The organism is Blastococcus sp. URHD0036 (genome assembly GCF_000701365.1).
Lineage (GTDB): Bacteria > Actinomycetota > Actinomycetes > Mycobacteriales > Geodermatophilaceae > Trujillonella.
In genome coordinates this window covers 435,629-457,001 of sequence record NZ_JNIK01000011.1, presented here as the reverse complement: position 1 = coordinate 457,001, position 21,373 = coordinate 435,629, and the positions used below count along the sequence as shown (strand labels likewise).

Here is a 21,373-nt window from a genome sequence, read left to right as displayed (position 1 = left end):
GATACACTCCGTCGTCGTCCGGACACTCATGGCGACCCCGTGCGCCGACCCCACAGTAGAGGCACGAGGGGGTGTGCCGGTGCGACGACCGTGCGTTCAGCCGACGGCGAGCTGTGTTGCCTCCCGCTGGGCGGCGAACCAGGCGACGGTGCGCCGCAGCCCCTCCTCGGAGGGCACCTGGGGCCGCCAGCCGAGCAGCTGCTCGGCCCGGGTGGTGTCGGGACGGCGGACCTTCGGGTCGTCGACCGGCAGGTCGATGAACTCCACGGGGGACTCCGAGCCGGTCATCTGCACGATCCGCTGCGCCAGCTGCAGCATCGACAGCTCGTCGGGGTTGCCGATGTTGACCGGTCCCGCGTGCCCGGAGGAGGCGAGGGCGAGGATGCCGCGGACGGTGTCGTCCACATAGCAGATGGACCGGGTCTGCGAGCCGTCGCCGGCCACGGTCACCGGCCGCCCGGACAGTGCCTGACCGACGAACGCCGGGATGGCGCGGCCGTCGTCCGGCCGCATCCGCGGGCCGTAGGTGTTGAAGATCCGCACGATGCCGGTGTCGGTGCCCTTCGACGTCCGGTAGGCGGTGGTCATGGCCTCGCTGAACCGCTTCGCCTCGTCGTAGACGCCGCGCGGGCCGACCGGGTTGACGTTGCCCCAGTACTCCTCGGTCTGCGGGTGCTGCAGCGGGTCGCCGTAGACCTCGGAGGTCGACGCCAGGACGTACCTGGCCCCCTTGTCGTGCGCGAGCCCCAGGGTGTGCAGGGTGCCGAGGCTGCCGACCTTGAGGGTCTCGATCGGCATCTTCAGGTAGTCGAGGGGGCTGGCCGGCGAGGCGAAGTGCAGGACGAGGTCGACCGGGCCGGGCACGTGCACGAAGTCGGTGACGTCGCAGCGCACCAGCCGGAAGCCGGGGCGCTCCATCAGGTGGACGACGTTCTGTGGGGAGCCGGTGAGGAAGTTGTCGAGGCAGACCACCTCGACCCCGCGGTCGAGCAGGTGCTCGCACAGGTGCGAGCCCAGGAAACCGGCTCCTCCGGTCACCACCGCCCGCCGGATCGTCCGCGTCGCGTGCACCATCCCAGCTCCTCCTCGAGCCCCGGCCCGGCGCGCCCTGCTCACGCGCCTCCGCCCTCCTACCCGGGCGGCGGACGGCGACACTCAGCTCTCTAAGTGGTTTGCCCCGGGAACGCCGACGGGCCGCCGGCCTCCGCGAGGAGACCGGCGGCCCGCCGGGGGTGGTGCTGGTTATCCGACGGCTTCCTCGTCGGGGATGCCGCTCTCCGGCGGAGCGATGGGCTCGCCGTCGTACTCCTCGATGTCGGCGTCGCCGGTGTCGGTGACCAGCAGCGGCGTCAGTTCCTCGCCGACGCCCTGGTCGTTGAACTGCACCACGGACATGCCGCTGATGCCGGCGTGCCGGTCGGTCGAGAACCGGAACGGCGTGAACGACGGCCCGCGCCAGTCGCTCCCGGCCTCCTCCACCGCGGCGACCAGGTCGTCACCGGTGGGGTTGCGGCCGGCCGCCTGCAGGGCCTGGACCATCGTGTAGGCCTGGGCCATGCCGTAGACGCGGGTGTTGGTGAGCACGCCCTCCTGGCCCGACTCGTCCCAGATGCGCTGGAACAGCTGGATCCACGGGTTGTCGACCTGGTCCACCGTCGGGATGTACGCGGTGGTCATGATGCCCGCCAGGGCCGACGCGCCACTCACCGCGCCCTGCGAGAAGGCCCCGAGCAGCGAACCGACCAGGTCAGGGGCGGACCCGACGTTCGAGTACCACCACTGCGGCGTGTAGTTCAGGTTCCGGGCGGCCAGCTGGGTCAGCGCCGTGTAGGGCGGGGTGTTGAACCCGAGCACGAAGTCGGCCCCGGAGGACTGCAGCGCCGCCATCTGCGGCCCCACGTCGATGTTGCCGGACGTGTAGGTCTGCACCTCGACGATCTGGTCGTCGTCCAGGTACTGCCGGACGCCCCGCTCGCCGTCCTCGCCGAAGTCGTCGTCCTGGAGGAACAGCCCGACCTTCGCGTCGGGGTAGTTCTCGGCGATGTACTGGCCGATGATCTTCCCCTCGCTCTCGTAGTCGGTCTGCCAGCCGAACGTGTACGGGAGGTTCTCCGGGTCGTCCCACAGCGAGGAGCCCGAGGCGACGAAGAGGTCGGGGACCTCCTCGGTGTTGAGGAAGTCGAGGACGGCGTTGTGCGTGGCCGTGCCGAGGCCGCCCATGATGGCGAACACCTCCTCGTCCAGCACCAGCTCGCGGACCACGGTGCTGGTGTTGGTGGGGTTGTAGCCGTCGTCGCGGTAGACCCACTCGATCTGCCGGTCGTAGACGCCGCCGTTGGCGTTGACGTAGTCGAAGTACGCCTGCACCCCGGTGGGGATCTCGCTGTAGCCCGGCGCGGCCCGGCCGGTCAGCGGGTAGTGGGACCCGATGGTGACGGTGTCCTCGGTCATGCCCGGGCCGGTGGCCTCGTTGTCCGCGGCGGTGCCGGTGTCGCCACCTCCACCGCTGCTGTCGCCACCGCCACCGCTGTCGTCGTCGCCGCCACAGGCGGCCATGGTGGTGGCGATCGTCGCCGCGGCCAGGACGCTCACGAGGCGTCGGGAGTTTCGCGTCAAGGGTTCTCCTCGTGGATAGCCCGGGCAGCTCTGCCCGGGAGACTGGGGGATGCAGCGCGCGTGGCGACGAGGGATGCCGGCCACGGGGGAGATGACGGTCTCGTGGTGGCGGATCACCTCCCGCCGGCTGCGGCGGTCGCGCGAGCGGCACGCCGTCGGAGGAGGGCCAGCCGGACGGTGCCGACGAGCCCGGCGGGGGCGAAGAGCATCGTCACGACCAGCAGCAGGCCGTAGACGACGAAGGAGGCCTGCGAGGCCTGTGCCTCCTCCATGTCGAAGACGTCGCGGCCGATGTCGATGAGCCACGGCGGGAGGAAGACCAGCAGCGCCGAGCCCAGCAGCGCCCCGGTGAGGGAGCCGAGCCCACCGATAACCACCGCGGTCAGCAGCGACAGCGACAGGACCGGCAGGAAGGACCCCGGAGCGGCCAGCTGGACCACGATCGCCAGCACGGCTCCCGCCAGGCCCGCGGCGGCGGCGCTCACCACGAAGGCGAGCACGCGCCAGCTCCCGAGGGAGATGCCGGCGAGCTCGGCGGCCACCTCCTGGTCGCGCACCGCGCGCCAGGTGCGGCCCATCCGGCTGCGCATCAGGTTGGCGAGGAAGAAGTAGGTGACCAGCAGGCAGGCGACGGCGATGTAGGCGACCCACTTGTCGTTGAGGCCGCGCCCCGACGCGCCGGACAGCTGCTCGACGGCGTTGTCGAACCACTCCGGCCGCTCCGGCGGCCGGACGGTGATGCCCTGCTCGCCGCCCAGGGTGTCGCTGAAGTACAGCGCGAGCCCGGGGATGCCGACGGCGAGCGCGAGCGTCGCGCCGGCGAGGTACGGGCCGTGCAGGCGGGCGGCGGCGACCCCGACCAGGGCACCGACGACCGTCGTCGCGGCGATGGCGGCCAGGAAGACCAGGAAGAGGGACGGCGGCTCGTCGCCCCGCTCGACGTCGAGCATCAGCGCCGTCGTGTACGCGCCGACCGCCATGAGCGCGCCGTGGCCCAGGGAGATCTGCCCGGACAGGCCGGTGAGCAGGGTCAGCCCCCCGGCGGCGACGGCGAGGTAGGCGACGTTGCCCAGCTTGATGTTGGTGTTGAGCTCGGTGCTCTCGAGCAGCAGCACCGCCAGGGCGGCGCCGACCACCAGGATCAGCAGGTGGCGGAGGAGGGTGAGGCGGGGGAGGAACGACCGGCGTCCGGTCGCCCGGGCCGGCGACGCGTTCGCCGCCGCGGTGGCGGTGGACGGCGCGTCGTCGGACGCTGCGCCCGGCTCGCCGGTGGGGGTCTGGGTCTCGCTCACGGTCACGCCCTCCGCGCTGCGGTGGTGGAGAAGAGGCCGCCGGGGCGGACCAGCAGGACGACGACGAGGATCACCAGCGACGCCATGCCGAGCAGCGAGTCGTCGAGGTAGCCCCGCACGTAGTTGAGCGCCAGGCCCAGGAGCAGGCCGCCCACGACGGCGCCGATCGGCGAGTCCAGGCCACCCAGCACGGCGGCGACGAAGCCGAAGACGATCAGCGTGTCCATGAAGGTCGGGCCGACGAAGGAGACGTCACCGGCGATCAACATGCCCGCCAGCGCACCGACCGCCGCAGCGAGGGCCCACCCCAGGGTGAGCATCCGGCCGACCCGGACGCCGAGCAGCCGGGCGACCTCCTGGCCGAAGGCCGATGCGCGCATCGCCAGCCCGACCCGGGTGAACCGGAACAGCGCGGTCAGCGCCAGCATGGTGACGAGGACGGCGGCGACGGTCCAGATCGAGTTGGGCGACAGCGAGAGCAGGGTGAAGCCCTCGCGCACCTCGTAGCCGACCTTGCTGAACGGCGGGACGAACGCCCGCTCGTCGACGCCGGCGACGAGGGCGACGATGCCCTGGATGGCGACGAAGAGGCCCAGCGTGACGATGACGGCGTTGAGCTCGGGACCACCCTCGACGGGCCGGATGACGACGCGCTCGATCAGCGCCCCCATGACCAGGCCGGACAGCAGGGCGACGACCAGCGCGAGCCAGTAGGACCCGCCGGCGTCGATGACCGCCACCGCGATGAACGTGGTCGCGGCGGCCATGGAGCCCTGGGCGAAGTTCACGATCCGGGTGGACCGCCAGATCAGCACGAGCGCCAGGGCGAAGGCGGCGTAGACCGAGCCTGACACCACCCCGCCGAGGGTGAGGCTGAGGAATTGCTCCACGAGTGGACTGCCTCCAGAAGACGAGTGGGTCAGAAGCCGAGGTAGGCGTGCCGCAGGTCCTCGTCGGCGGCGAGGGTGCGGGCGTCGTCGGTGACGACGACGCGGCCGAGGTTGAGCACGACGCCGGTGTCGGCGACCGAGAGCGCACTGCGGGCGTTCTGCTCCACGAGCAGGACCGACAGGTTCTCGCTGTCGACCAGCTGCCGGACCAGGCCGAAGATCTGCGCCACGATCCGCGGCGCCAGGCCGAGCGAGGGCTCGTCGAGCAGCAGGACCCGGGGGCGGGCGAGCAGTGCGCGACCGATCACGAGCATCTGCCGCTCGCCACCGGAGAGCGTGTGCGCGGGGTTCTCGCGCCGCTCGGCGATCCGCGGGAACAGGTCGTAGACCCGGTCGAACTCCTCCCGGCCGACCTTGCCGCGGAAGAGGGAGCCGACCCGCAGGTTCTCGTCGACGGTGAGCTCGGCGATGACGCCACGGCCCTCGGGGACGTGCGCCATGCCCTTGTGCACCATGGCCTCGACCGGGGCGCGGGTGATGTCCTGCCCGTCGAGCAGGACCTGGCCCGACGTGGGGCGGACCAGGCCGCTGATCGTGCGCAGCAGCGTCGTCTTGCCCGCACCGTTGGCGCCGAGGACGGCGGTGATCCGGCCGGCCTCCGCGCGCAGCGACACCCCGTCGAGGGCGCGCACCGGCCCGTACGAGGTGGTCAGGCCCTGCACCTCGAGCAGCGCGCTGGCCGTGGCCGTGCCGCCGCCGGTCCCTGCGCCGGCCGGCGCTCCCTGACCGGATGCGGTGCTGCCGTGCGGCTCAGCCACGGGGGGCCTCCTCGGTGCCGGCCGGAGCCGGAGCGGTGTGCCGGCCGCCGGACAGCTCCGCGGCGTCGGCCTCGACGTCGACGTCGTCGCCCAGGTAGGCCTCGGTGACGGCGGGATCGGCGCGGATCTCCTCGGGCGTGCCGACGGCGATCTGCTTGCCCGAGTCCAGGACGGTGATCCGGTCGCAGACCCGCATGACCAGGTCCATGTGGTGCTCGACCAGCAGCACGCTCATCCGGCTGCACAGCACGCGGATGAGCTCGCCGAGCTCGTGCATCTCGTCCTCGGACAGACCGCTGGCCGGCTCGTCGAGCAGCAACAGCTCCGGCTCGGCGACCAGGGCCCGGGCGAGCGCCACCCGCTTCTGCACGGGGTACGGGAGGCTGCCGGGGTAGCGCTCGGCGTAGGCGACGGCGTCCAGTTCGGCGAGCGCGTCCAGCGCGCGCCGGCGCAGCCGCTCGTCGTCCTTGTCCGCGGTCGGGACGGCGAACAGGGCGGAGAAGAACCCGGCCTTGGCGTGCCGGTGCGCGCCGACCATGACGTTCTCCAGCACCGTCATGCCCGGGAACAGGGCGACGCCCTGCAGCGTGCGGGCGATGCCGAGCTTGGACAGCTGGGCCGGCCGGAGGCGGCGCAGCTCCTGGCCGCGCCAGGTGATGCGGCCCGACGAGGGCCGCACCAGGCCGCAGGCGACGTTGAACATCGTCGTCTTGCCGGCGCCGTTCGGGCCGATCAGCCCGTGGACCTGGCCCGGCTCGACGGTCAGGGACACGTCCTCGAGCGCGGTCACGCCGCCGAAGGCGACGTGGATGCCGGACATCTCCAGCCGCGCTGTGGGGGACCGGTCCGGTCGTTCGGTGGTGCGGTCGTGCGGCGGTTCCGCCACGGGCCCACATCTCCTCGGGGTCTAGGAGGTCGCCCGACCGGGTGAGGTCGGCGACGATTGGGTCACGGCTACGTCCCCAGGAGATTGCCCGCTGGTGTCGGCGGTCACAATGGGCGCAACGCACAGTGATCGACAACCCGTGTTGTGCGCAGCGCAGCGTGGCAGGAGGTGGGCGGTGCACGTGTTTCCGTCGGAGGTGGCGGACCGGCTCAGTGACGTCGCGCCACAGATGTTCGACCAGGTGGACGCCATGGTGGATCGCATGGTCGACGTGCTCCTGCGGACCGAGCCGGCCTACCGCGAGCTCGACCTCGTGGAACTGCGCCGGTCCAGCCGGGCCGGTCTGGCCGGCGGCGTCCGCAGCCTGGTCGGCCTCGCCGGCGGGACGAGCGAGGTGCACAGCTCGGAGGCGCGTGAGGTGGGCCGCCGCCGTGCCGCCCAGGGCATCCCGCTGGAGGCCGTGCTGCGCGCCTACCGGCTCGGCGGGCAGATCACCTGGGAGACGCTGCTGGCGGTCGCCCGGGATTCCGGCGCCGCGAACGACACGCTCCTCGTCGAGGTGGCCGGCTCCGTGTGGCGGACCAACGACGTGGAGTGCTCCGCGCTCGCCGAGGGCTACCGCGAGGAGCAGCGGCGGCTGGACTCCGTCGACGAGGCGGCCCGCAGCCACGTGCTGGACGGGCTGCTGGAGGGCCGCGGCGGTGACCCCTCGTTCGTCCGTGCGGCCTCGGAGCTGCTCGGCATGCCGCTGGCCGGCCGGCTGCTCGCCGTCGTGGCGATCCCGGACGCCGGCGGGACCGCGCCCCTGGTGGATCCCGCCGCGGGCCTGCTGCGCCGCGGGGTGCGGTCGGTGTGGGGCGAGCGCTCCGGCGCGCAGGTGGGCGTCGTGGCCCTCGGCACCCGCCGGTCGACCGACGTCCTGGGCTGGCTGCGGGCGATGGCCACCGGACCGGTCGGCGTCTCCGCCGAGGTCGAGGGCGCCGGCGGCGTGGCCACGGCCTACCGCCTGGCCGAGACCGCGGCCCGCACGCTGCCGGTCGGCACCCGTCAGGTCGTGACCATCGACGACCGGCTGCCGGAGGCGCTGCTGAGCAACTCGCCGGAGATCAGCTCCCGGCTGGTCGGGCAGTCGCTCGGTGGGTTGCTGGAGCTCCCCGAGGAGGAGCAGGGGGTGCTGCTGGAGACGCTCGCGGCGTTCCTGGCCGCCGACGGCTCGCCGACCCGGGCCGCCGACGAGCTGTACTGCCACCGGAACACGGTCATGCACCGGCTGCGGCGGATCGAGTCGGTGACCGGGCGCAAGGTCACCGACCCGCGGGCCCGGCTGCTGTGGCAGCTCGCGCTGCTCATCGCCCCGCAGCTGCGGGCTGCCCGGCCCGCCGCCTAGCTACTGGAGGTAGCCCTCGACCTCCGAGGCGGGGCGCACCTCGGTGTCCTCCGGGTCCTCGTCGTACTGGCGCTTGGCCCGCCGCTGGCGCAGGAGGTCCCAGCACTGGTCGAGCTGCACCTCGAGCTCCTGCACGCGCTGGCGCTGGTCGTCGGTGTGCTCGCCGCTGTCACGGAGCTGGTGCTCCTCCTCGACCAGGGCGTGGATGCGGCTCAGGAGGTCGGTCTCGTCCATGATCGCCATCCTGCCCCCCGCCTCCGACGGGGAAACGGTCAGACCCGCTCGGGCAGCCGGCCCTCGACGAAGGCGGCCAGTCGCCGGGTGACCGCTCCGCCGGCCCGGCCCAGCGCCAGCAGCGCGGCCCGCTCCAGCGGCACCCGGAGCTTCCGGGAACCGGCGGGTGCGGCGGCCCGCACCGCGTGGCCGGCGGCCACCAGCTCGGCCCAGGGCCGGTCCAGCTGCTCCTGCACCCGGGCGAGCGCCGCTGCCGTCGGCCCGGCGTTCCCCTCCACCATGGCGGTGACCAGCGCGGGGTCGCTGCCGGCGACCCGCGTCCCGTCGCGGAAGCTGCCCGCCGCCAGCGAGAGCGCCAGCGGACCGGCCTGCCCCGCCGCGGCGGCCAGGGCTGCGGCCAGCAGGTGCGGCACGTGGCTGATCGCCGCGACGGCGTCGTCGTGCTCCGCGGCCGTCACCGGCACCACCTCGGCGCCCACGGCCAGCGCCACCTCGGCGACCCGCAGCCAGCGGGACAGGTCGGTGCCGGGCTCCAGGCACACCGCCCACCGTGCGCCGCGGAAGAGCGCGGGGTCGGTCGCGGCGTGCCCCGAGCGCTCGGTCCCGCACATCGGGTGGCCCCCGACGAACCGGCTCCCGACCGTGGCCCCGACCGTCCGCAGCACCGGCACCTTGACCGAGCCGAGATCGGTCACCGTCGCCGCCGGGTCGAGCGAGACCTCGGCCAGCGCCGCGGGCATCGCCGGCACCGGCACCGCCAGGACGACGACACCGGTCAGCTCCGACCCGATGCGGACCCCGCGCTCGGCGGCGGCGGCCCGCGCAGCGGGGTCGACGTCCCACCCGGTGACGTCGCGGCCGGCCTCGACCAGCGCGGCGGCCAGCGACCCACCGAGCTGGCCCAGGCCCACCACCCCGACCGGCGGGGTGGGCATCGTGGGCACCGGGAGTGCGGCGTCGGCCATGATCAGAGGCTATGACCCACGCGCTCCTCCACCACCGCGCGCCATGACCCCCCGTCCCTTCCTCCTCAGCCAGCAGATGGCCGACTACGTCCGGGCGAGCTCCGAGGCGCCGGACGACGTCGTCACCGACCTCATCGCCGAGACGTCGGCCATGGCCGAGCGGGGTGAGCTCTCGGCCACCATGCAGATCGGCCCGGACCAGGGCGCCTTCATGCAGCTGCTCACCCGCGCCCTCGGCGTGCGGACGGCGATCGAGATCGGCACCTTCACCGGGCTCTCCGCGCTCAGCATCGCCCGCGGCCTGCCCGACGACGGTCACCTGCTCTGTCTCGACCTGAACGCCGACTGGACCGCGGTCGCCCGGCGGTACTGGGACCGGGCCGGCGTCGGCGACCGGATCGAGCTGCGGCTGGGCCCGGCACTGACCTCGCTGCGCGCGCTGCCCGCCGAGCCCACGTTCGACCTCGCGTTCGTCGACGCGGACAAGACGGGGTACGCGGCCTACGTCGACGAGCTGCACCCGCGGATCCGGGAGAACGGCGTCATTCTGCTGGACAACACGCTGCGCGGTGGGCACGTGCTCGAGCCGCGCAGCGACGACGACCGGGCCATCGCCGAGCTGAACGTGCGGCTGGCCGCCGATCCGCGCTGGGAGACCGTGCTGCTGCCGCTGGCCGACGGCCTGACGATGCTGCGCCGGCGATGACCGCGGGACCCGACGCCGGCGGTCCGGCCAGCTACGCGCTGCTCGTGCGCAAGACCGGGGGCAGGTGGCAGGTGCAGCTGCTGGCCGAGGACGCCGGGGACGAGCTCCCCGTGCTCGAGCGGGCGCTGGGGGAGCCGGGCGCAGGGGAGTGGCCCGGGCCGTTCGTCGTCGTCGTCGACTCGCGGCTGTACTTCGTGCTGCTCCGGCACGGCCCCGGCGGCATGGTCCGGGCGTTCATCTCCGACGCGACGATGCAGGAGTGGCTGCTGGCCAGCGAGGTCGTCGAGCGCTACGGCATCGCGGTGGACACCGAGGGCGCCTTCGACGACGACGAGACCGGCTGGCCCGGCGGTGACCTCGACGTCCTGGCCGACTACGGACTGCCCGCCGACGAGCTGCGGCCGATCGTGACCGCCGACGACCTGTGGGCCGACGAGATGGTCGAGCGGATCGCCGGCCGGCTGGGCTTCGCCGACGAGCTCGCCGCGGCGGTGACCTCGTGACCGCGACGGTCTCCGCGGTCCTGTTCGACCTCGGCGGGGTGATCACCGAGAGCCCGATGACCGCCTTCGCCGCCTACGAGGCCGAGGCGGGCCTGCCCGACGGGCTGATCCGCCGGCTGAACAGCACCGATCCGGACGCGAACGCCTGGGCCCGCTACGAGCGCGGCGAGCTCGACACCGACGGGTTCTGCGACGCGTTCGAGGCGGAGGCGCTGACCGCCGGGCACCGGGTGGACGCCCGGCGGGTGCTCGCCGCGCTGGCCGGGGAGCTGCGACCGGCGATGCTCTCGGCCGTCGACGCGCTACGGGCGGCCGGCGTCCCGTTGGCACTCGTGTCGAACAACGTGGCGCCGATGGAGCGGACCGGCCGGCTGGGCGACCTGCTCGGTCTCTTCGACGCGGTCGTGGAGTCGTCGGTGGAGGGCGTGCGCAAGCCCGAGCCGGAGATCTACCGGCGGGCGCTGCAGCGGTTGTCCCAGGCCGTGGGCCGCCCGGTGGCGGCGGCGGACTGCGCCTACCTCGACGACCTGGGCATCAACCTCAAGCCGGCGCGGGCGCTGGGCATGCACACGATCAAGGTGGTCGATCCCGCGGCGGCGCTGGCGGAGCTCTCGGCGCTGGTCGACCTGGACCTGACCGGCGTGGGCACCAGCCGGTGAGCACCGACCCCGCTCGCTCGTGCTCTGCCCAGCCCACGGGGCAGAGCACGAAGGAGGCGGCGGCACCTGTCACTCCGGCTCGCTCGTGCTCTGCCCAGCATGGTGGGCAGAGCACGAGCATCCGCGGGGGTACCCCGTGACCGGCAGCGGGGGCGCCGAACCGGGCCGGGAGGTGCTCGACGCCGCCATGGCCCGGGCGCTGGAGCTCGCGGCCGCAGCGGTCGAGTGGGGGGACACGCCGATCGGTGCCGTCGTCCTCGGGCCGGACGGGACGGTCCTCGCCGAGGCGGCCAACGAGCGGGAGAAGCGCGGCGACCCCACCGCGCACGCCGAGGTGCTCGCCCTGCGGGCGGCCGCCCGCGTGGTCGGCGACGGCTGGCGGCTGACCGGCACGACGCTCGTCGTCACGCTCGAGCCCTGCACGATGTGCGCCGGGGCCAGCGTGCTCGCCCGCGTCGCGCACGTCGTCTACGGCGCCGACGACCCGAAGGCGGGAGCGGCCGGATCGCTCTGGGACGTGCTGCGCGACCGGCGGCTCAACCACCGGCCGCAGGTCACCGGCGGGATCCGGGGCGAGGAGTCCGCCACGCTGCTACGCACGTTCTTCCGGGCCCGGCGGAGCCTGTAGTCTCTCCGGCGGTGGCGTGTCCGAGCGGCCGAAGGGTCCCGCCTCGAAAGCGGGTGAGGTGCAAGCCTCCGTGGGTTCAAATCCCACCGCCACCGCCAGCACACCGACGGCGGCGCTCGTCCGGGCTCGAGGCCCGGGCCGGCGCCGCCGTCGTGCTTCCGGGATCAGCCCGCGGGGACGTCGAGGTCGACGAGCAGTCCGCCGTCCTCACGGCGGACGAAGGTCACCGCGTGCGTCTCGTCCTGCGTCTCGCCGGGCCGCGAGTAGCGCAGGTCGGTGGTCGCGGTGATCCGGTTCCCGTCGACCGACACGTTCCGGACGTCGAGCAGCTCGACGTCGGACCACGTGCCCCAGAACCCGACGTAGGAGTTCTGGCTGATCTGCGACTGCAGTGAGGGGCCGGTGAGCGCGTACGCGCTCCGGGCGTCGCCGGGCAGCAGCGAGTAGTACCGGCCGAGCGTCTGCTGGACCTCCGCGACGGGATCGTCCGCCGGCGGGGACTCCGACGTCGGCGGCGCCGGCTCCGTGCTCGGGGACGACTCGTCGCCGGCTCCCGAGGTCGTCCCCTCGGTCGGCTCCGCCTCCTCCGACGACGGTGCCGCGGAGGAGGACGACGACGGGGCCGACGGCTCGGCGGCCGGGTCGTCGCCGTCGCCGTCCGCCAGCGTCAGCCAGGTGACCCCACCGCCCACCAGCAGCAGCAGGACCAGGCCGGCCACGAGCAGTGGCCAGCGGCGACGTGGCCGGGCGGTCGAGCGGACGGCCGGAGCCGGCGCCCGGACCGGGGCCGGGGGAGGGACCGGGGCCGGGGGAGGGACCGGCGCCGGCTCCGGGACGGGGGACGGCTCCGGGGTCGGCGTCGGGTCGGCGACCGGGGTCGGTTCCGCGACCGGGGTCGGTTCCGCGACGGGCGTGGGTTCGGGAACGGGCGTGGGCTCCGCGACCGGGGTGGCTCCGGGTGCGGGGCTCGCCAGGGCCGACGTCGGTGTCCGCACGGGGGAGGGCCGCAGTTCGGGGCGCGCGAGCAGCACGGTCGTCGGGTCGCCGTCCCGGCCCGCCGCGAGCCGCGCCAGCCGGTCGCGGACCCGCTCCATCGTGGGCCGGTCCGCCGGGTCGTCGGCCAGCATCTCCATGAGCGGCGCGGTCAGCGAGCCCGCGCGGCCGGGCGGGCGGACCGAGCCCTGCGCGACCCGGTGCAGCAGGCGGAGGGCGTTGTCGTCCATGCCGAACGGCGGCTGGCCCTCCAGGCAGGTGTAGAGCGTCGCGCCGAGCGAGAAGACGTCGCTGGCCTCGCTCATCTCCGTGCCCTGGGCCACCTCGGGCGCCAGGAAGGCCGGCGTCCCGGTGATCTGGCCGGTCTGGGTGAGCGTGACGTCGCCGATGGCGTGGGAGATGCCGAAGTCGGTGATCTTCACCAGTCCCTCGACCTCGCCGCCCTGGCCGACGAGGACGTTCGCCGGCTTCACGTCGCGGTGCACGATGCCGGCGGCGTGGGTGGCGGCCAGCGCGTCGGCGACCTGCGCCCCGATCTGCGCGACGGGTTCCGAGCGCAGCGGACCGTCGTCGAACAGGACCTGCGCGAGGCTCCGCGACGGCAGGTACTCCATGACCAGCCACGGCTGACCGCCGTCCGTGGCGACGTCGTAGACGGAGATGGCGTGCGGGTGGCTGAGCCGGGCCGCGATCCGCCCCTCGCGCAGGGCACGCTGGCGCTGCTGGTCGACCAGCTGCTCGTCGGCACCGGCGGGCGGCAGGATCTGCTTGACGGCCACCTGCCGGCCGAGCAGCTCGTCGCGGGCGCGCCAGACGGTGCCCATGCCGCCGCCGGCGATCTGCGCCATCAGCCGGTAGCGGCCCGACACCAGGTGGCCTGGACCGATCACCTGCACGTGCGGTCCTCCTCGCGCCGAGCCCCGGGCGGCACCGGCTCAGACGGAACTGGGCACGCCGAAGCGGCGGGCGTACTCCTCCTGGGCGCCGGCGGGCAGGGCGTCGTAGAGCTCGCCCAGCTCCTGCACGGCGTCGGGGGAGAGGTCGTCGAACAGCGTCGACCAGGTCGGCGGCTCGTCGTAGCTGCGGGTCAGCAGCAGCTCCCACGCCTGGGTCTGGCGGTCCCGCTTGCTGCGCTCGGCGGCGAACTCGGTGAGGTAGCGGTCCTTGGCCGCCGACTTCTCCTCGCTCGTCGCACCGGGCGGCAGCCCCGCCGGGTCGGCGCCCTTGAGCACCGCGACGATGGCGTCGACCACCTCGGGCCGTGGCTCCGCTGCGCTCATCCCGACCGCCTCCCGATCTCCGGCTGTTCCGGCCGGGCCGCTGGCGGCGCCGACCGGTTTTCCATTCCCATGCGTCCGTCGCTCAACCGTCCGCCACGGCCGCATCAGCGACGTCCCAGGTCACAGGGGCGGAGGGCTACCGTGCCCCGACGCCCGACCGCTCCGAGCTGCGGACCGCCGGGCACGCCGCGAGGAGCCTCCCATGCCCGAGATCACGACCGCCACGTCACGCCCTGCCCGGCCGGGCAAGGCGGTCAGCCGGCGCAGCCGGATGAGCAGCACCCCGACGCCGGTCCCGCCGGGGGCGCGCCGGCCGCGGCCGACGCTGCGCCCGACGTCCGGGCAGCGGCTGCGCTACCGGTTCGACAACGCCCTGTCCCGCGGCCCCGCCGTCGTCATCGGCTGGCTGGCGCTGCTCACGCTGGCGATCTTCGTCGTCGCGGGCCTGGCGTTCTGGGCGTTCCGCATGGAGGGCGTCAACGGCGAGGGTCCCGTGCCCAACCCGGTCGAGGGCATCTGGCAGGCGATGCTGCGGGTGGTCGACGCCGGCACCTTCGCCGGTGACTCCAGCTGGCCGATCCGGCTGCTGTCGTTCGTCGTCACCCTCGCCGGCATCTTCATCGCCGGCAGCCTCATCGGCCTGATCGCCAACGCCGTCGACCAGCGGATCGAGGGGCTGCGCAAGGGCCGCAGCGACGTCCTGGAGACCGGCCACACCGTGGTGCTCGGCTGGTCCCCGCGGATCGCCGCCATCGTCTCCGAGCTGGTCGTCGCCAACGCCAGCGAGAAGGACGCCGCGATCGTCGTCCTCGGCGCCGAGGACAAGACGGTCATGGAGGACTCGCTGGCCGCGGCCGTGCCCGAGACCGGCAGCACGCGGGTCGTGTGCCGCTCCGGGTCGCCGGCCAAGGCGGCCGACCTGCGCATGGTCAACCTGCTCGGCGCCCGCTCGGTCGTCGTCATGGGTGCCGGCGCGGGGGACGCCGACGCGATCAAGGCAGTCCTCGCGATCAAGACGCTCGACCCGGACTTCAGCGGCCCGCGGGTCGTCGCCGAGATCTCCGACCCCATCTACGCCGCCAGCCTGCAGAGCCTCACCGACGGACGGGTCGTCACGGTCAACTCCGACCACGTGATCGCCGAGATCACCGCCCAGTCGTGCCGGCAGAGCGGGCTGTCGCAGGTGCTGCGCGACCTCCTCGACTTCGACGGCGACGAGATCTACTTCGGCTCGTTCCCCGAGCTCACCGGCCGCACCTACGCCGAGGTGCAGACCGCCTTCGAGGACTCCGCGGTGATGGGCATCGCCCGCGCCGACGGCACCGTGCTGGTCAACCCGCCGGGCGGCACCGTCCTCGGCCAGGGCGACGAGGTGGTCGCGGTGGCCGAGGACGACTCCACCTTCCGCAGCACCGGGGTCACCACCCACCCGGTGCCGGTGCCGGTGCTGTCGGCCGACGAGCTGCCCCAGCCGCAGCGGCTGCTGGTCGTGGGCTGGAGCGTGCTCGGACCCAAGGTGGTCCGCGAGATCGACCAGTTCGCCCGCACCGGGACCGTCATCGAGGTCGTCGTCGACCCCGCGCTGATCGACCCGGCCGACGTCCGCGTCGACGACCTCATGCACACCGACCTGGTCGTGCACACGTCCAGCGCGGGCCCGGACGAGCTGGCCGCCCTCGTCGCCGACGAGCACTACGACCAGGGCATCGTGCTCAGCTACCGGGACGCCGGCGACCCCGCCGACAGCGACGCCCGCACGCTGCTGACCCTGCTGGCGCTGCGCCGGGCCTGGCCCGCCGGGACCGACGGGCCGGGCGTGCGGATCGTCGCCGAGGTGCTCGACCGGGACGACGTCGAGCTGGCCCAGGCCGGCGGCGTCGACGACTGGATCGTCAGCGACGAGGTCACCAGCCTGATGCTGGCCCAGCTGTCCGAGCGCACCGAGCTGGCCCAGGTCTTCCTCGAGCTGTTCTCCCCGGAGGGTGCGCGCCTGTCCTTCCGGCCCGCGCAGCGCTACATCGGCGGGGAGCCGGTCCGCTACGGGGCCCTGGTCGCGGCCGGAGCCGCCCGCGACGAGTCGGTCCTCGGCTACCGCGACGCGACGACCGGTGCCGTCCGGCTCAACCCGGCCAAGAGCGAGGTGCTCACGCTCGGCGCCAGTGACCAGGTGCTCGTCGTGGAGAGCCGCGGCTGACCGTCGCCGGTGCGCCCGGTAGTCTGGGCACGCACGGGAGGATTCGCCTAGTGGCCTATGGCGCTCGCTTGGAAAGCGGGTTGGGGGCAACCCCTCGGGAGTTCGAATCTCCCATCCTCCGCACGTGAGAACAGGGCCCCCGGCGCACCGCCGGGGGCCCTGTCGCGTTCACACCCCGCCCTCGACCTCCGGGGCGCGCCCGAGCTCGCGCAGGTAGAGCCCCGCGACGGCGGCCAGCAGCAGCAGCCCGCCGACGACGGCGCCCGGGGCCAGCCGCTCGTCGAGGAACGCCGTCGCCAGCACGGTGGCGGTCAGCGGTTCGAGCAGCGTCACGATCGAGGCCACCGGACCGGGCACCGTGCGGACGCCGGTGAAGAAGAGGCCGTACGCGAGCGCGCTGGGCACCAGGCCGAGGTAGAGCAGCACCGCGACGGCGCCGGCGTCGGTGGGCACGGAGGGCCCGGCGGCGAGCACCGCGGGGGTGAGCAGCAGCGCGCCGCCGCCGAAGCCGACCAGGGTGACCGGCACCCCCGCCGGGACCCCGCCGCCGGCGAGCGTGACGACGGCGTACCCGAGCGCGGAGCCCGAGGCGAGCAGCGTGCCCAGCAGCACCGCCGTCCCGGCGTCCCCGGATGCCGACACGCCGACCAGCAGGGCGAGCCCGGCCAGGGCGACGACCAGCGCGGCCAGGGTCGTCCCGCTGGGCCGGCCGTGCCCCAGCAGTGCGGCGCCCACCGCGATCAGCAGCGGGGCGAGACCGAGGGCGACCAGCGTCGCGATGCTGACCCCGGCGCGGTCGACGGCGCTGAAGTACGCCCACTGGTAGCCGGCGAGACCGGCGGCCACGAGACACAGCCGCGCCACCACCGGGCGGCCGGCGGCGACCCGGGCGACCCGGCGCCGCGACGTCCAGGTCCACGCGGCCAGCAGCACGACGGCGCCGATGGCCAGCCGGTACCAGGCGATGTCGAGGGCGGAGAGGTCGCTGCGGTCGGCGACGACCCGGCCGCTCAGGCCCGACGTCCCCCAGCACAGCGCGGCGAGGACGACGAAGAGGAAACCGCGGCGGGAGGCCGCGGCGGGGGAACCGCGACGCGAGGTCGCGGCCGGAGAGGGGGTGGACATGACGCTCCTGGGCGGTCCGGACGGGCGGAGGGCGGTCCGGAGCGCGGGGCGGTGCACCCGAGGGCGGGAGGCCCAGCGGGTGTCAGGGGTGCGCGGCGCTCCGGGTCAGGAGCGGGGCGGGGGCAGCACGAGGGCGCGCCGGGGCGTCATGCCGCGAGCCTAGGGGACGGCGTCGCCGGCGCCCGTCCGCTCTCCTCTACAGTGGGACCCGACCCCTCGTGTGGCGTCATCCTGTGAACCTCCCCAGGGCCGGAAGGCAGCAAGGATAAGCGGGCTCTGGCGGGTGCGCGGGGGGTCCCTGCTTTCCCGGGCACCCGCCGCACTCTGCGGGCGCCCTCGGGACGTTGCCGATGCGATCTCGCCCGCGACGTCGGGAGAAAGCCCGCACAGCACTCGTGAGCCGGCGGTCGGTCCGGGGCGATGTCCCCCGAGCGGCCAGGACCAGCCGTTGTCTGGCCGGTGCGGGGACAACGCTGCCGGCCCCCGGCAGGTCGCCTGAGAAGTGGACCGGAGTGGCCCGGAACAGGTGGTGTCTCGGGCCGCGTGGGTTCGACGGTCGCGCGCCGGAAGCCGGAGTGCCGCGGCCATCCGTCGGGCCGCACAGGTCGTCACTCCTCCCACGTAACCTGCGTCCGTGGCTCTGGCGCTCTACCGGAAGTACCGCCCGGCGACCTTCGCCGAGGTGGTCGGGCAGGAGCACGTCACCGCGCCGCTGGTGAACGCGGTCGACGGCGGCCGGATCAACCACGCCTACCTCTTCAGCGGCCCGCGCGGCTGCGGCAAGACGTCGTCGGCGCGCATCCTCGCCCGCTCGCTCAACTGCGAGCAGGGCCCGACCTCGACCCCCTGCGGGGTCTGCGGCTCCTGCGTCGCGCTGGCGCCGGACGGCCCCGGCTCGCTCGACGTGATCGAGATCGACGCGGCCAGCCACGGTGGCGTCGACGACGCCCGTGACCTGCGCGAACGCGCGTTCTTCGCGCCGGTCAGCAGTCGCTACAAGGTCTACATCATCGACGAGGCGCACATGGTCACCTCGCAGGGCTTCAACGCCCTGCTGAAGGTGGTCGAGGAGCCGCCGGAGTTCCTGGTCTTCGTGTTCGCGACCACCGAGCCGGAGAAGGTGCTGTCGACCATCCGGTCGCGCACCCACCACTACCCGTTCCGGCTGGTGCCGCCGTCGACGCTGCGCACCCTGCTGGAGAAGACCTGCGCCGCCGAGGGCGTCACCGTGGAGCCGACGGTGTTCCCGCTGGTCGTCCGCGCCGGTGGGGGCTCGGTCCGCGACTCGCTGTCGATCCTCGACCAGCTGCTGGCCGGCGCCGGGCCGGGAGGCGTCACCTACGCGACCGCGGTCGGGCTGCTCGGCGTCACCGACGACGCGCTGCTCGACGAGACGATCGACGCGCTGGCCGCCTCCGACGCCCCGGGTGTCTTCCGCGCCGTCGACCGGGTCGTCGAGGCCGGTCACGACCCGAGGCGCTTCGCCACCGACCTGCTCGACCGGCTGCGCGACCTGATCGTGCTCGACGCCGTTCCCGACGCGGGGGGCAACGGCCTGCTCGACTGCCCGCCCGACCGGCTGGACCTGATGAGCTCGCAGGCCCGCGCCCTGGGCTCGGCGACCCTCTCCCGGATGGCCGACACGGTCCACGCCGGCCTCACCGAGATGCGCGGGACGACGGCGCCGCGGCTGCTGCTGGAGCTGGTCTGCGCGCGGATGCTGCTGCCGGCCGCCGACGACGCGGCCGCCGCAACCCTCCAGCGCCTGGAGCGGCTCGAGCGGCGGATGTCCATCGCCGGCGAGCACGCGGGCCGTCCACCCGTCGCTCCCGCCGCCGCGCCGGACCGCGAGGTCCCGGTCCCGGCGGCCCCCGTCCGGGAGGCGCCGCCGGTCCGCGAGGCGGCCGCGGTGCGCGAGGCGCCGGTGCCGGAGCAGCCGCCAGCCGCTCCGCCGACGCCGGACCCCGCGCCGGCCGCGCGCCGGGAGTACGTGCGGCCGTCGCGCACGACCACGACCACGACTCCGACCGCGCCGCCGGCGCCCCCGGCACCCAGCGCTCCGGCCGCGACCGCCCCCGCCGACGACGACTGGCCGGAGACGACCCAGCCCGGGTCCGGCGCGCCGCCCGCAGCCAAGCCCGCGAGACCGGCCGCCACGGCCCCGCCGGCTGCGACCGCCCCGCCGCGCCCGCCGGTGGCCACCGGCGAGCCGGACATCCCGCTGCCCCCGGAGCCGACGGACGACGAGGACTGGCCGCACCCGGCCGAGCCCGAGGCCGCCCGCGCCGCCGCCGCCCGGGTCGGTGCTCCGCGCGAGACCGCTCCGCCACGGGCGGCCGCGGAGTCCGCGCCCGCACCCCGGGGTGGCGAACCGACGCCCGTCGTCTCGGCGAACCCCGAGCCGGCCGGTGCGGCGGACGCATCCGGCGGCGCCCTCACCACCGCCGACGTCCGGCGGGTGTGGCCGGAGCTGCGGGCCGCCGTGAAGCGCCAGAAGCGCACCACGGACGCGCTGCTGCAGAACGCGCAGGTGCACGAGCTCAGCGGTGACGTGCTCACCCTCACCACCACGTCCCCGGCGCTCGCCCGGCGGCTCGGTGACGACCTGAACAAGGACATCATCCGGTCCTCGCTCGAGGAGCTCCTCGGCGTGCGGTGGAAGGTGCAGGTCGTCACCGACGGGGCCGGCGGAGCCGGTGCCGCGTCGCGGGGCGGCTCGGAGGCAACCCGGGAGGCCGCCCGCGAGGCCGCGCGGGTGGCGGAGGCCGCCGAGGCGGTGGAGCTCATGGCCGAGCGTGCCGCCGAGGCCACCAGTGACCGGCCGCCCGAGCCCGTCGTCGACCCGGAGCAGGCCGCGCTGTCGCTGCTGCGCGCCCAGCTCGGCGCCCGCCCCATCGACGAGTGAAGGACCCGACGTCCCCCCACGACACGCTCCGCGTGCCGCGGGGCCCTGACGTCGGGCCGTTCCAGCACCTCACTCGAGGAAGCTGAGCACCCCGGCGGCCAGGCGTTCGGCGATCGCCTGCCGGCCGGCCGGGTCGCTCATGCGCGCGGCGTCCCCGGCGTTGCGCATGTTCCCGCACTCGACGTAGACCGCCGGCGTCGTGGCCAGGTTGAGGGCGGCCAGGTCGCCGCGGTCGTCGAGCCCCCCGGACCCCACGTAGGTCGCCGGCGGCACCACCGCGACGAGCGCGTCGCGCAGGGCTGCGGCCAGCGCATCGGTGCCGGCCGCCACCTCGGGTCCGGCCGGGTCCAGCGACGACGTGATGACGTGGAAGCCGGAACCTCCGGCCGCGGCGCCGTCCCCGTGGATCCCCACGAACGCGGCCGCGCCCACCTGCCCCGGTAGGGCCCCGCGGACGTCGACGCACGGCCCGACCCCGGTGTCGTCGGGCCGGCTGAGGACCACCTCGACCCCGTGCGCGACGAGCAGGTCGCGGGTCCGCAGGGCGACGTCCCAGGTGAAGGCGTGCTCGGGGTACCCGGCGTCGGTCGCGGTCCCGGTGGTGTTGCAGGCCTTGGTGCCACCCGCCCCGTCCGGCACCGGCGCACCGATCGCTCCCGGCGCGGCGGCGTTGCCGCCGTTGTGGCCCGGATCGAGGACCACCACGGGCGCGGGCGCCGGTGGGGGAGCCGGGACGGCCGGTGGCGGGGTCGGGGTCTCGACCGGGACGACGGCCGGGGACGAGGACGACGACGCCGACGAGGACGTCGCCGCGGAGGGGGCGGCGGGAGCCGGTGCCGGATCGCCGCCGCAGCCGGCCAGCAGGAGCACGGCCAGCGCTGCTCCCGCCCCGGCGCGCCGCACCCGCGAGAGCCTGCCACGGACGTCGTCCCCCGGGCCTACGCTCGGGGCATGTTCCCCGGTGGCGCCCCCGACCTCGAGCAGCTCATGCAGCAGGCCCAGCAGATGCAGCAGCAGCTGGTCGCCGCCCAGGAGCGGCTGGCCGCCGAGGAGGTCACCGGCTCGGCCGGTGGCGGCCTGGTCACCGCCACGATGACCGGCGGCGGCGAGCTGACCGCGGTGGCCATCTCGCCGGAGGCCGTCGACCCCGACGACATCGAGACCCTGCAGGACCTGGTCGTCGCCGCCGTCCGCGATGCCGGTCGTCTCGCCAACGAGCTGGCCGCCAGCCGGATGGGTCCCCTCGCCGGGGGTCTCGGCGGCGGCCTCGGGCTGCCCGGCGCCTGAGCGCC

The 21,373-nt window shown here is 74.7% G+C and carries 20 protein-coding genes, 2 tRNA genes and 1 other RNA gene; 11 read left to right on the top strand and 12 right to left on the bottom strand.

Annotation, left to right across the window (positions count from 1 at the left end; translation table 11 throughout):
- Window positions 1–96: 96 nt before the first annotated feature.
- The 6 genes from N555_RS0109250 to N555_RS0109225 form a co-directional block, all read right to left on the bottom strand.
- Complete coding sequence (locus N555_RS0109250; RefSeq protein WP_029431210.1) at window positions 97–1,074, bottom strand: UDP-glucuronic acid decarboxylase family protein; 978 nt, start codon at window positions 1,072–1,074, stop codon at window positions 97–99.
- Between the two features lie 168 nt (window positions 1,075–1,242).
- Window positions 1,243–2,616, bottom strand: coding sequence for an ABC transporter substrate-binding protein (locus tag N555_RS0109245; RefSeq protein WP_029431209.1), 1,374 nt, complete (start codon window positions 2,614–2,616; stop codon window positions 1,243–1,245).
- 113 nt (window positions 2,617–2,729) lie between these two features.
- Window positions 2,730–3,908 carry a branched-chain amino acid ABC transporter permease gene (locus tag N555_RS0109240; RefSeq protein ID WP_156036280.1) on the bottom strand — a complete coding sequence of 393 codons (1,179 nt, stop codon included), beginning with the start codon at window positions 3,906–3,908 and terminating at the stop codon, window positions 2,730–2,732.
- Between the two features lie 2 nt (window positions 3,909–3,910).
- Entirely contained in the window at window positions 3,911–4,798 is an 888-nt protein-coding gene (locus N555_RS0109235; RefSeq protein WP_029431207.1) for a branched-chain amino acid ABC transporter permease, read from the bottom strand.
- Window positions 4,799–4,827: 29 nt separating this feature from the next.
- On the bottom strand, window positions 4,828–5,616 hold the full coding sequence (locus tag N555_RS0109230) for an ABC transporter ATP-binding protein (protein ID WP_081866086.1): 789 nt from the start codon (window positions 5,614–5,616) through the stop codon (window positions 4,828–4,830).
- Window positions 5,609–6,502 (bottom strand): ABC transporter ATP-binding protein, encoded by an 894-nt coding sequence (locus N555_RS0109225; RefSeq protein WP_051683866.1) that lies wholly within the window; start codon window positions 6,500–6,502, stop codon window positions 5,609–5,611. Before N555_RS0109225 ends, N555_RS0109230 begins: the two co-directional genes overlap by 8 nt.
- Before the next feature lie 175 nt (window positions 6,503–6,677).
- Here N555_RS0109225 and N555_RS29090 point away from each other — a divergent pair, with 175 nt between their 5' ends.
- Window positions 6,678–7,889, top strand: a complete 1,212-nt coding sequence (locus N555_RS29090) for a PucR family transcriptional regulator (protein WP_029431204.1) — start codon at window positions 6,678–6,680, stop codon at window positions 7,887–7,889.
- On the opposite strand, the gene N555_RS0109215 is transcribed toward N555_RS29090, so the two are convergent.
- Window positions 7,890–8,123 carry a DUF2630 family protein gene (locus tag N555_RS0109215; RefSeq protein WP_029431203.1) on the bottom strand — a complete coding sequence of 78 codons (234 nt, stop codon included), beginning with the start codon at window positions 8,121–8,123 and terminating at the stop codon, window positions 7,890–7,892.
- A gap of 38 nt (window positions 8,124–8,161) precedes the next feature.
- Entirely contained in the window at window positions 8,162–9,088 is a 927-nt protein-coding gene (locus tag N555_RS25795; RefSeq protein ID WP_051683865.1) for a prephenate dehydrogenase/arogenate dehydrogenase family protein, read from the bottom strand.
- Window positions 9,089–9,131: 43 nt separating this feature from the next.
- On the opposite strand from N555_RS25795, the gene N555_RS0109205 reads away from it, so the two are divergent.
- From N555_RS0109205 to N555_RS0109185, 5 genes are all read left to right on the top strand, one after another.
- Window positions 9,132–9,794 carry an O-methyltransferase gene (locus tag N555_RS0109205; protein WP_029431201.1) on the top strand — a complete coding sequence of 221 codons (663 nt, stop codon included), beginning with the start codon at window positions 9,132–9,134 and terminating at the stop codon, window positions 9,792–9,794.
- On the top strand, window positions 9,791–10,297 hold the full coding sequence (locus tag N555_RS0109200) for a tRNA adenosine deaminase-associated protein (protein WP_029431200.1): 507 nt from the start codon (window positions 9,791–9,793) through the stop codon (window positions 10,295–10,297). Before N555_RS0109205 ends, N555_RS0109200 begins: the two co-directional genes overlap by 4 nt.
- Window positions 10,294–10,956 carry an HAD-IA family hydrolase gene (locus N555_RS0109195; RefSeq protein ID WP_029431199.1) on the top strand — a complete coding sequence of 221 codons (663 nt, stop codon included), beginning with the start codon at window positions 10,294–10,296 and terminating at the stop codon, window positions 10,954–10,956. The genes N555_RS0109200 and N555_RS0109195 overlap by 4 nt, the downstream gene beginning before the upstream one ends.
- Before the next feature lie 136 nt (window positions 10,957–11,092).
- Entirely contained in the window at window positions 11,093–11,584 is a 492-nt protein-coding gene (locus N555_RS0109190) for a nucleoside deaminase (RefSeq protein WP_231502672.1), read from the top strand.
- A gap of 10 nt (window positions 11,585–11,594) precedes the next feature.
- A tRNA-Ser gene (locus N555_RS0109185) sits at window positions 11,595–11,682 on the top strand.
- A gap of 66 nt (window positions 11,683–11,748) precedes the next feature.
- On the opposite strand, the gene N555_RS25790 is transcribed toward N555_RS0109185, so the two are convergent.
- Both N555_RS25790 and N555_RS0109175 read right to left on the bottom strand, forming a co-directional pair.
- Complete coding sequence (locus tag N555_RS25790; protein ID WP_034509602.1) at window positions 11,749–13,467, bottom strand: serine/threonine-protein kinase; 1,719 nt, start codon at window positions 13,465–13,467, stop codon at window positions 11,749–11,751.
- Between the two features lie 45 nt (window positions 13,468–13,512).
- A complete protein-coding gene (locus N555_RS0109175) occupies window positions 13,513–13,857 on the bottom strand; it encodes a hypothetical protein (protein ID WP_029431196.1) in 345 nt (114 codons plus the stop codon).
- 202 nt (window positions 13,858–14,059) lie between these two features.
- Between N555_RS0109175 and N555_RS0109170 the strand changes: the two genes are divergently transcribed.
- Together N555_RS0109170 and N555_RS0109165 are read left to right on the top strand one after the other, a co-directional pair.
- Window positions 14,060–16,051 carry a CASTOR/POLLUX-related putative ion channel gene (locus N555_RS0109170; protein WP_029431195.1) on the top strand — a complete coding sequence of 664 codons (1,992 nt, stop codon included), beginning with the start codon at window positions 14,060–14,062 and terminating at the stop codon, window positions 16,049–16,051.
- 36 nt (window positions 16,052–16,087) lie between these two features.
- Window positions 16,088–16,172: transfer RNA gene (locus tag N555_RS0109165), tRNA-Ser, on the top strand.
- Between the two features lie 47 nt (window positions 16,173–16,219).
- Here N555_RS0109165 and N555_RS0109160 read toward each other — a convergent pair.
- Window positions 16,220–17,176: a DMT family transporter gene (locus N555_RS0109160; RefSeq protein ID WP_029431194.1), complete on the bottom strand. Its 957-nt coding sequence runs from the start codon at window positions 17,174–17,176 to the stop codon at window positions 16,220–16,222.
- A gap of 207 nt (window positions 17,177–17,383) precedes the next feature.
- Between N555_RS0109160 and ffs the strand changes: the two genes are divergently transcribed.
- An RNA gene (ffs, locus tag N555_RS27395) (signal recognition particle sRNA small type) lies at window positions 17,384–17,479 on the top strand.
- Between the two features lie 331 nt (window positions 17,480–17,810).
- Window positions 17,811–20,081 (top strand): DNA polymerase III subunit gamma and tau, encoded by a 2,271-nt coding sequence (locus N555_RS0109155; protein WP_029431193.1) that lies wholly within the window; start codon window positions 17,811–17,813, stop codon window positions 20,079–20,081.
- A 69-nt stretch (window positions 20,082–20,150) separates the two neighbouring features.
- Here the strand turns inward: N555_RS0109155 and N555_RS0109150 are convergent, their stop codons facing one another.
- On the bottom strand, window positions 20,151–20,984 hold the full coding sequence (locus N555_RS0109150) for an N-acetylmuramoyl-L-alanine amidase (RefSeq protein ID WP_029431192.1): 834 nt from the start codon (window positions 20,982–20,984) through the stop codon (window positions 20,151–20,153).
- A gap of 48 nt (window positions 20,985–21,032) precedes the next feature.
- On the opposite strand from N555_RS0109150, the gene N555_RS0109145 reads away from it, so the two are divergent.
- A complete protein-coding gene (locus N555_RS0109145) occupies window positions 21,033–21,368 on the top strand; it encodes a YbaB/EbfC family nucleoid-associated protein (RefSeq protein WP_029431191.1) in 336 nt (111 codons plus the stop codon).
- The last annotated feature ends 5 nt before the right edge of the window (window positions 21,369–21,373 follow it).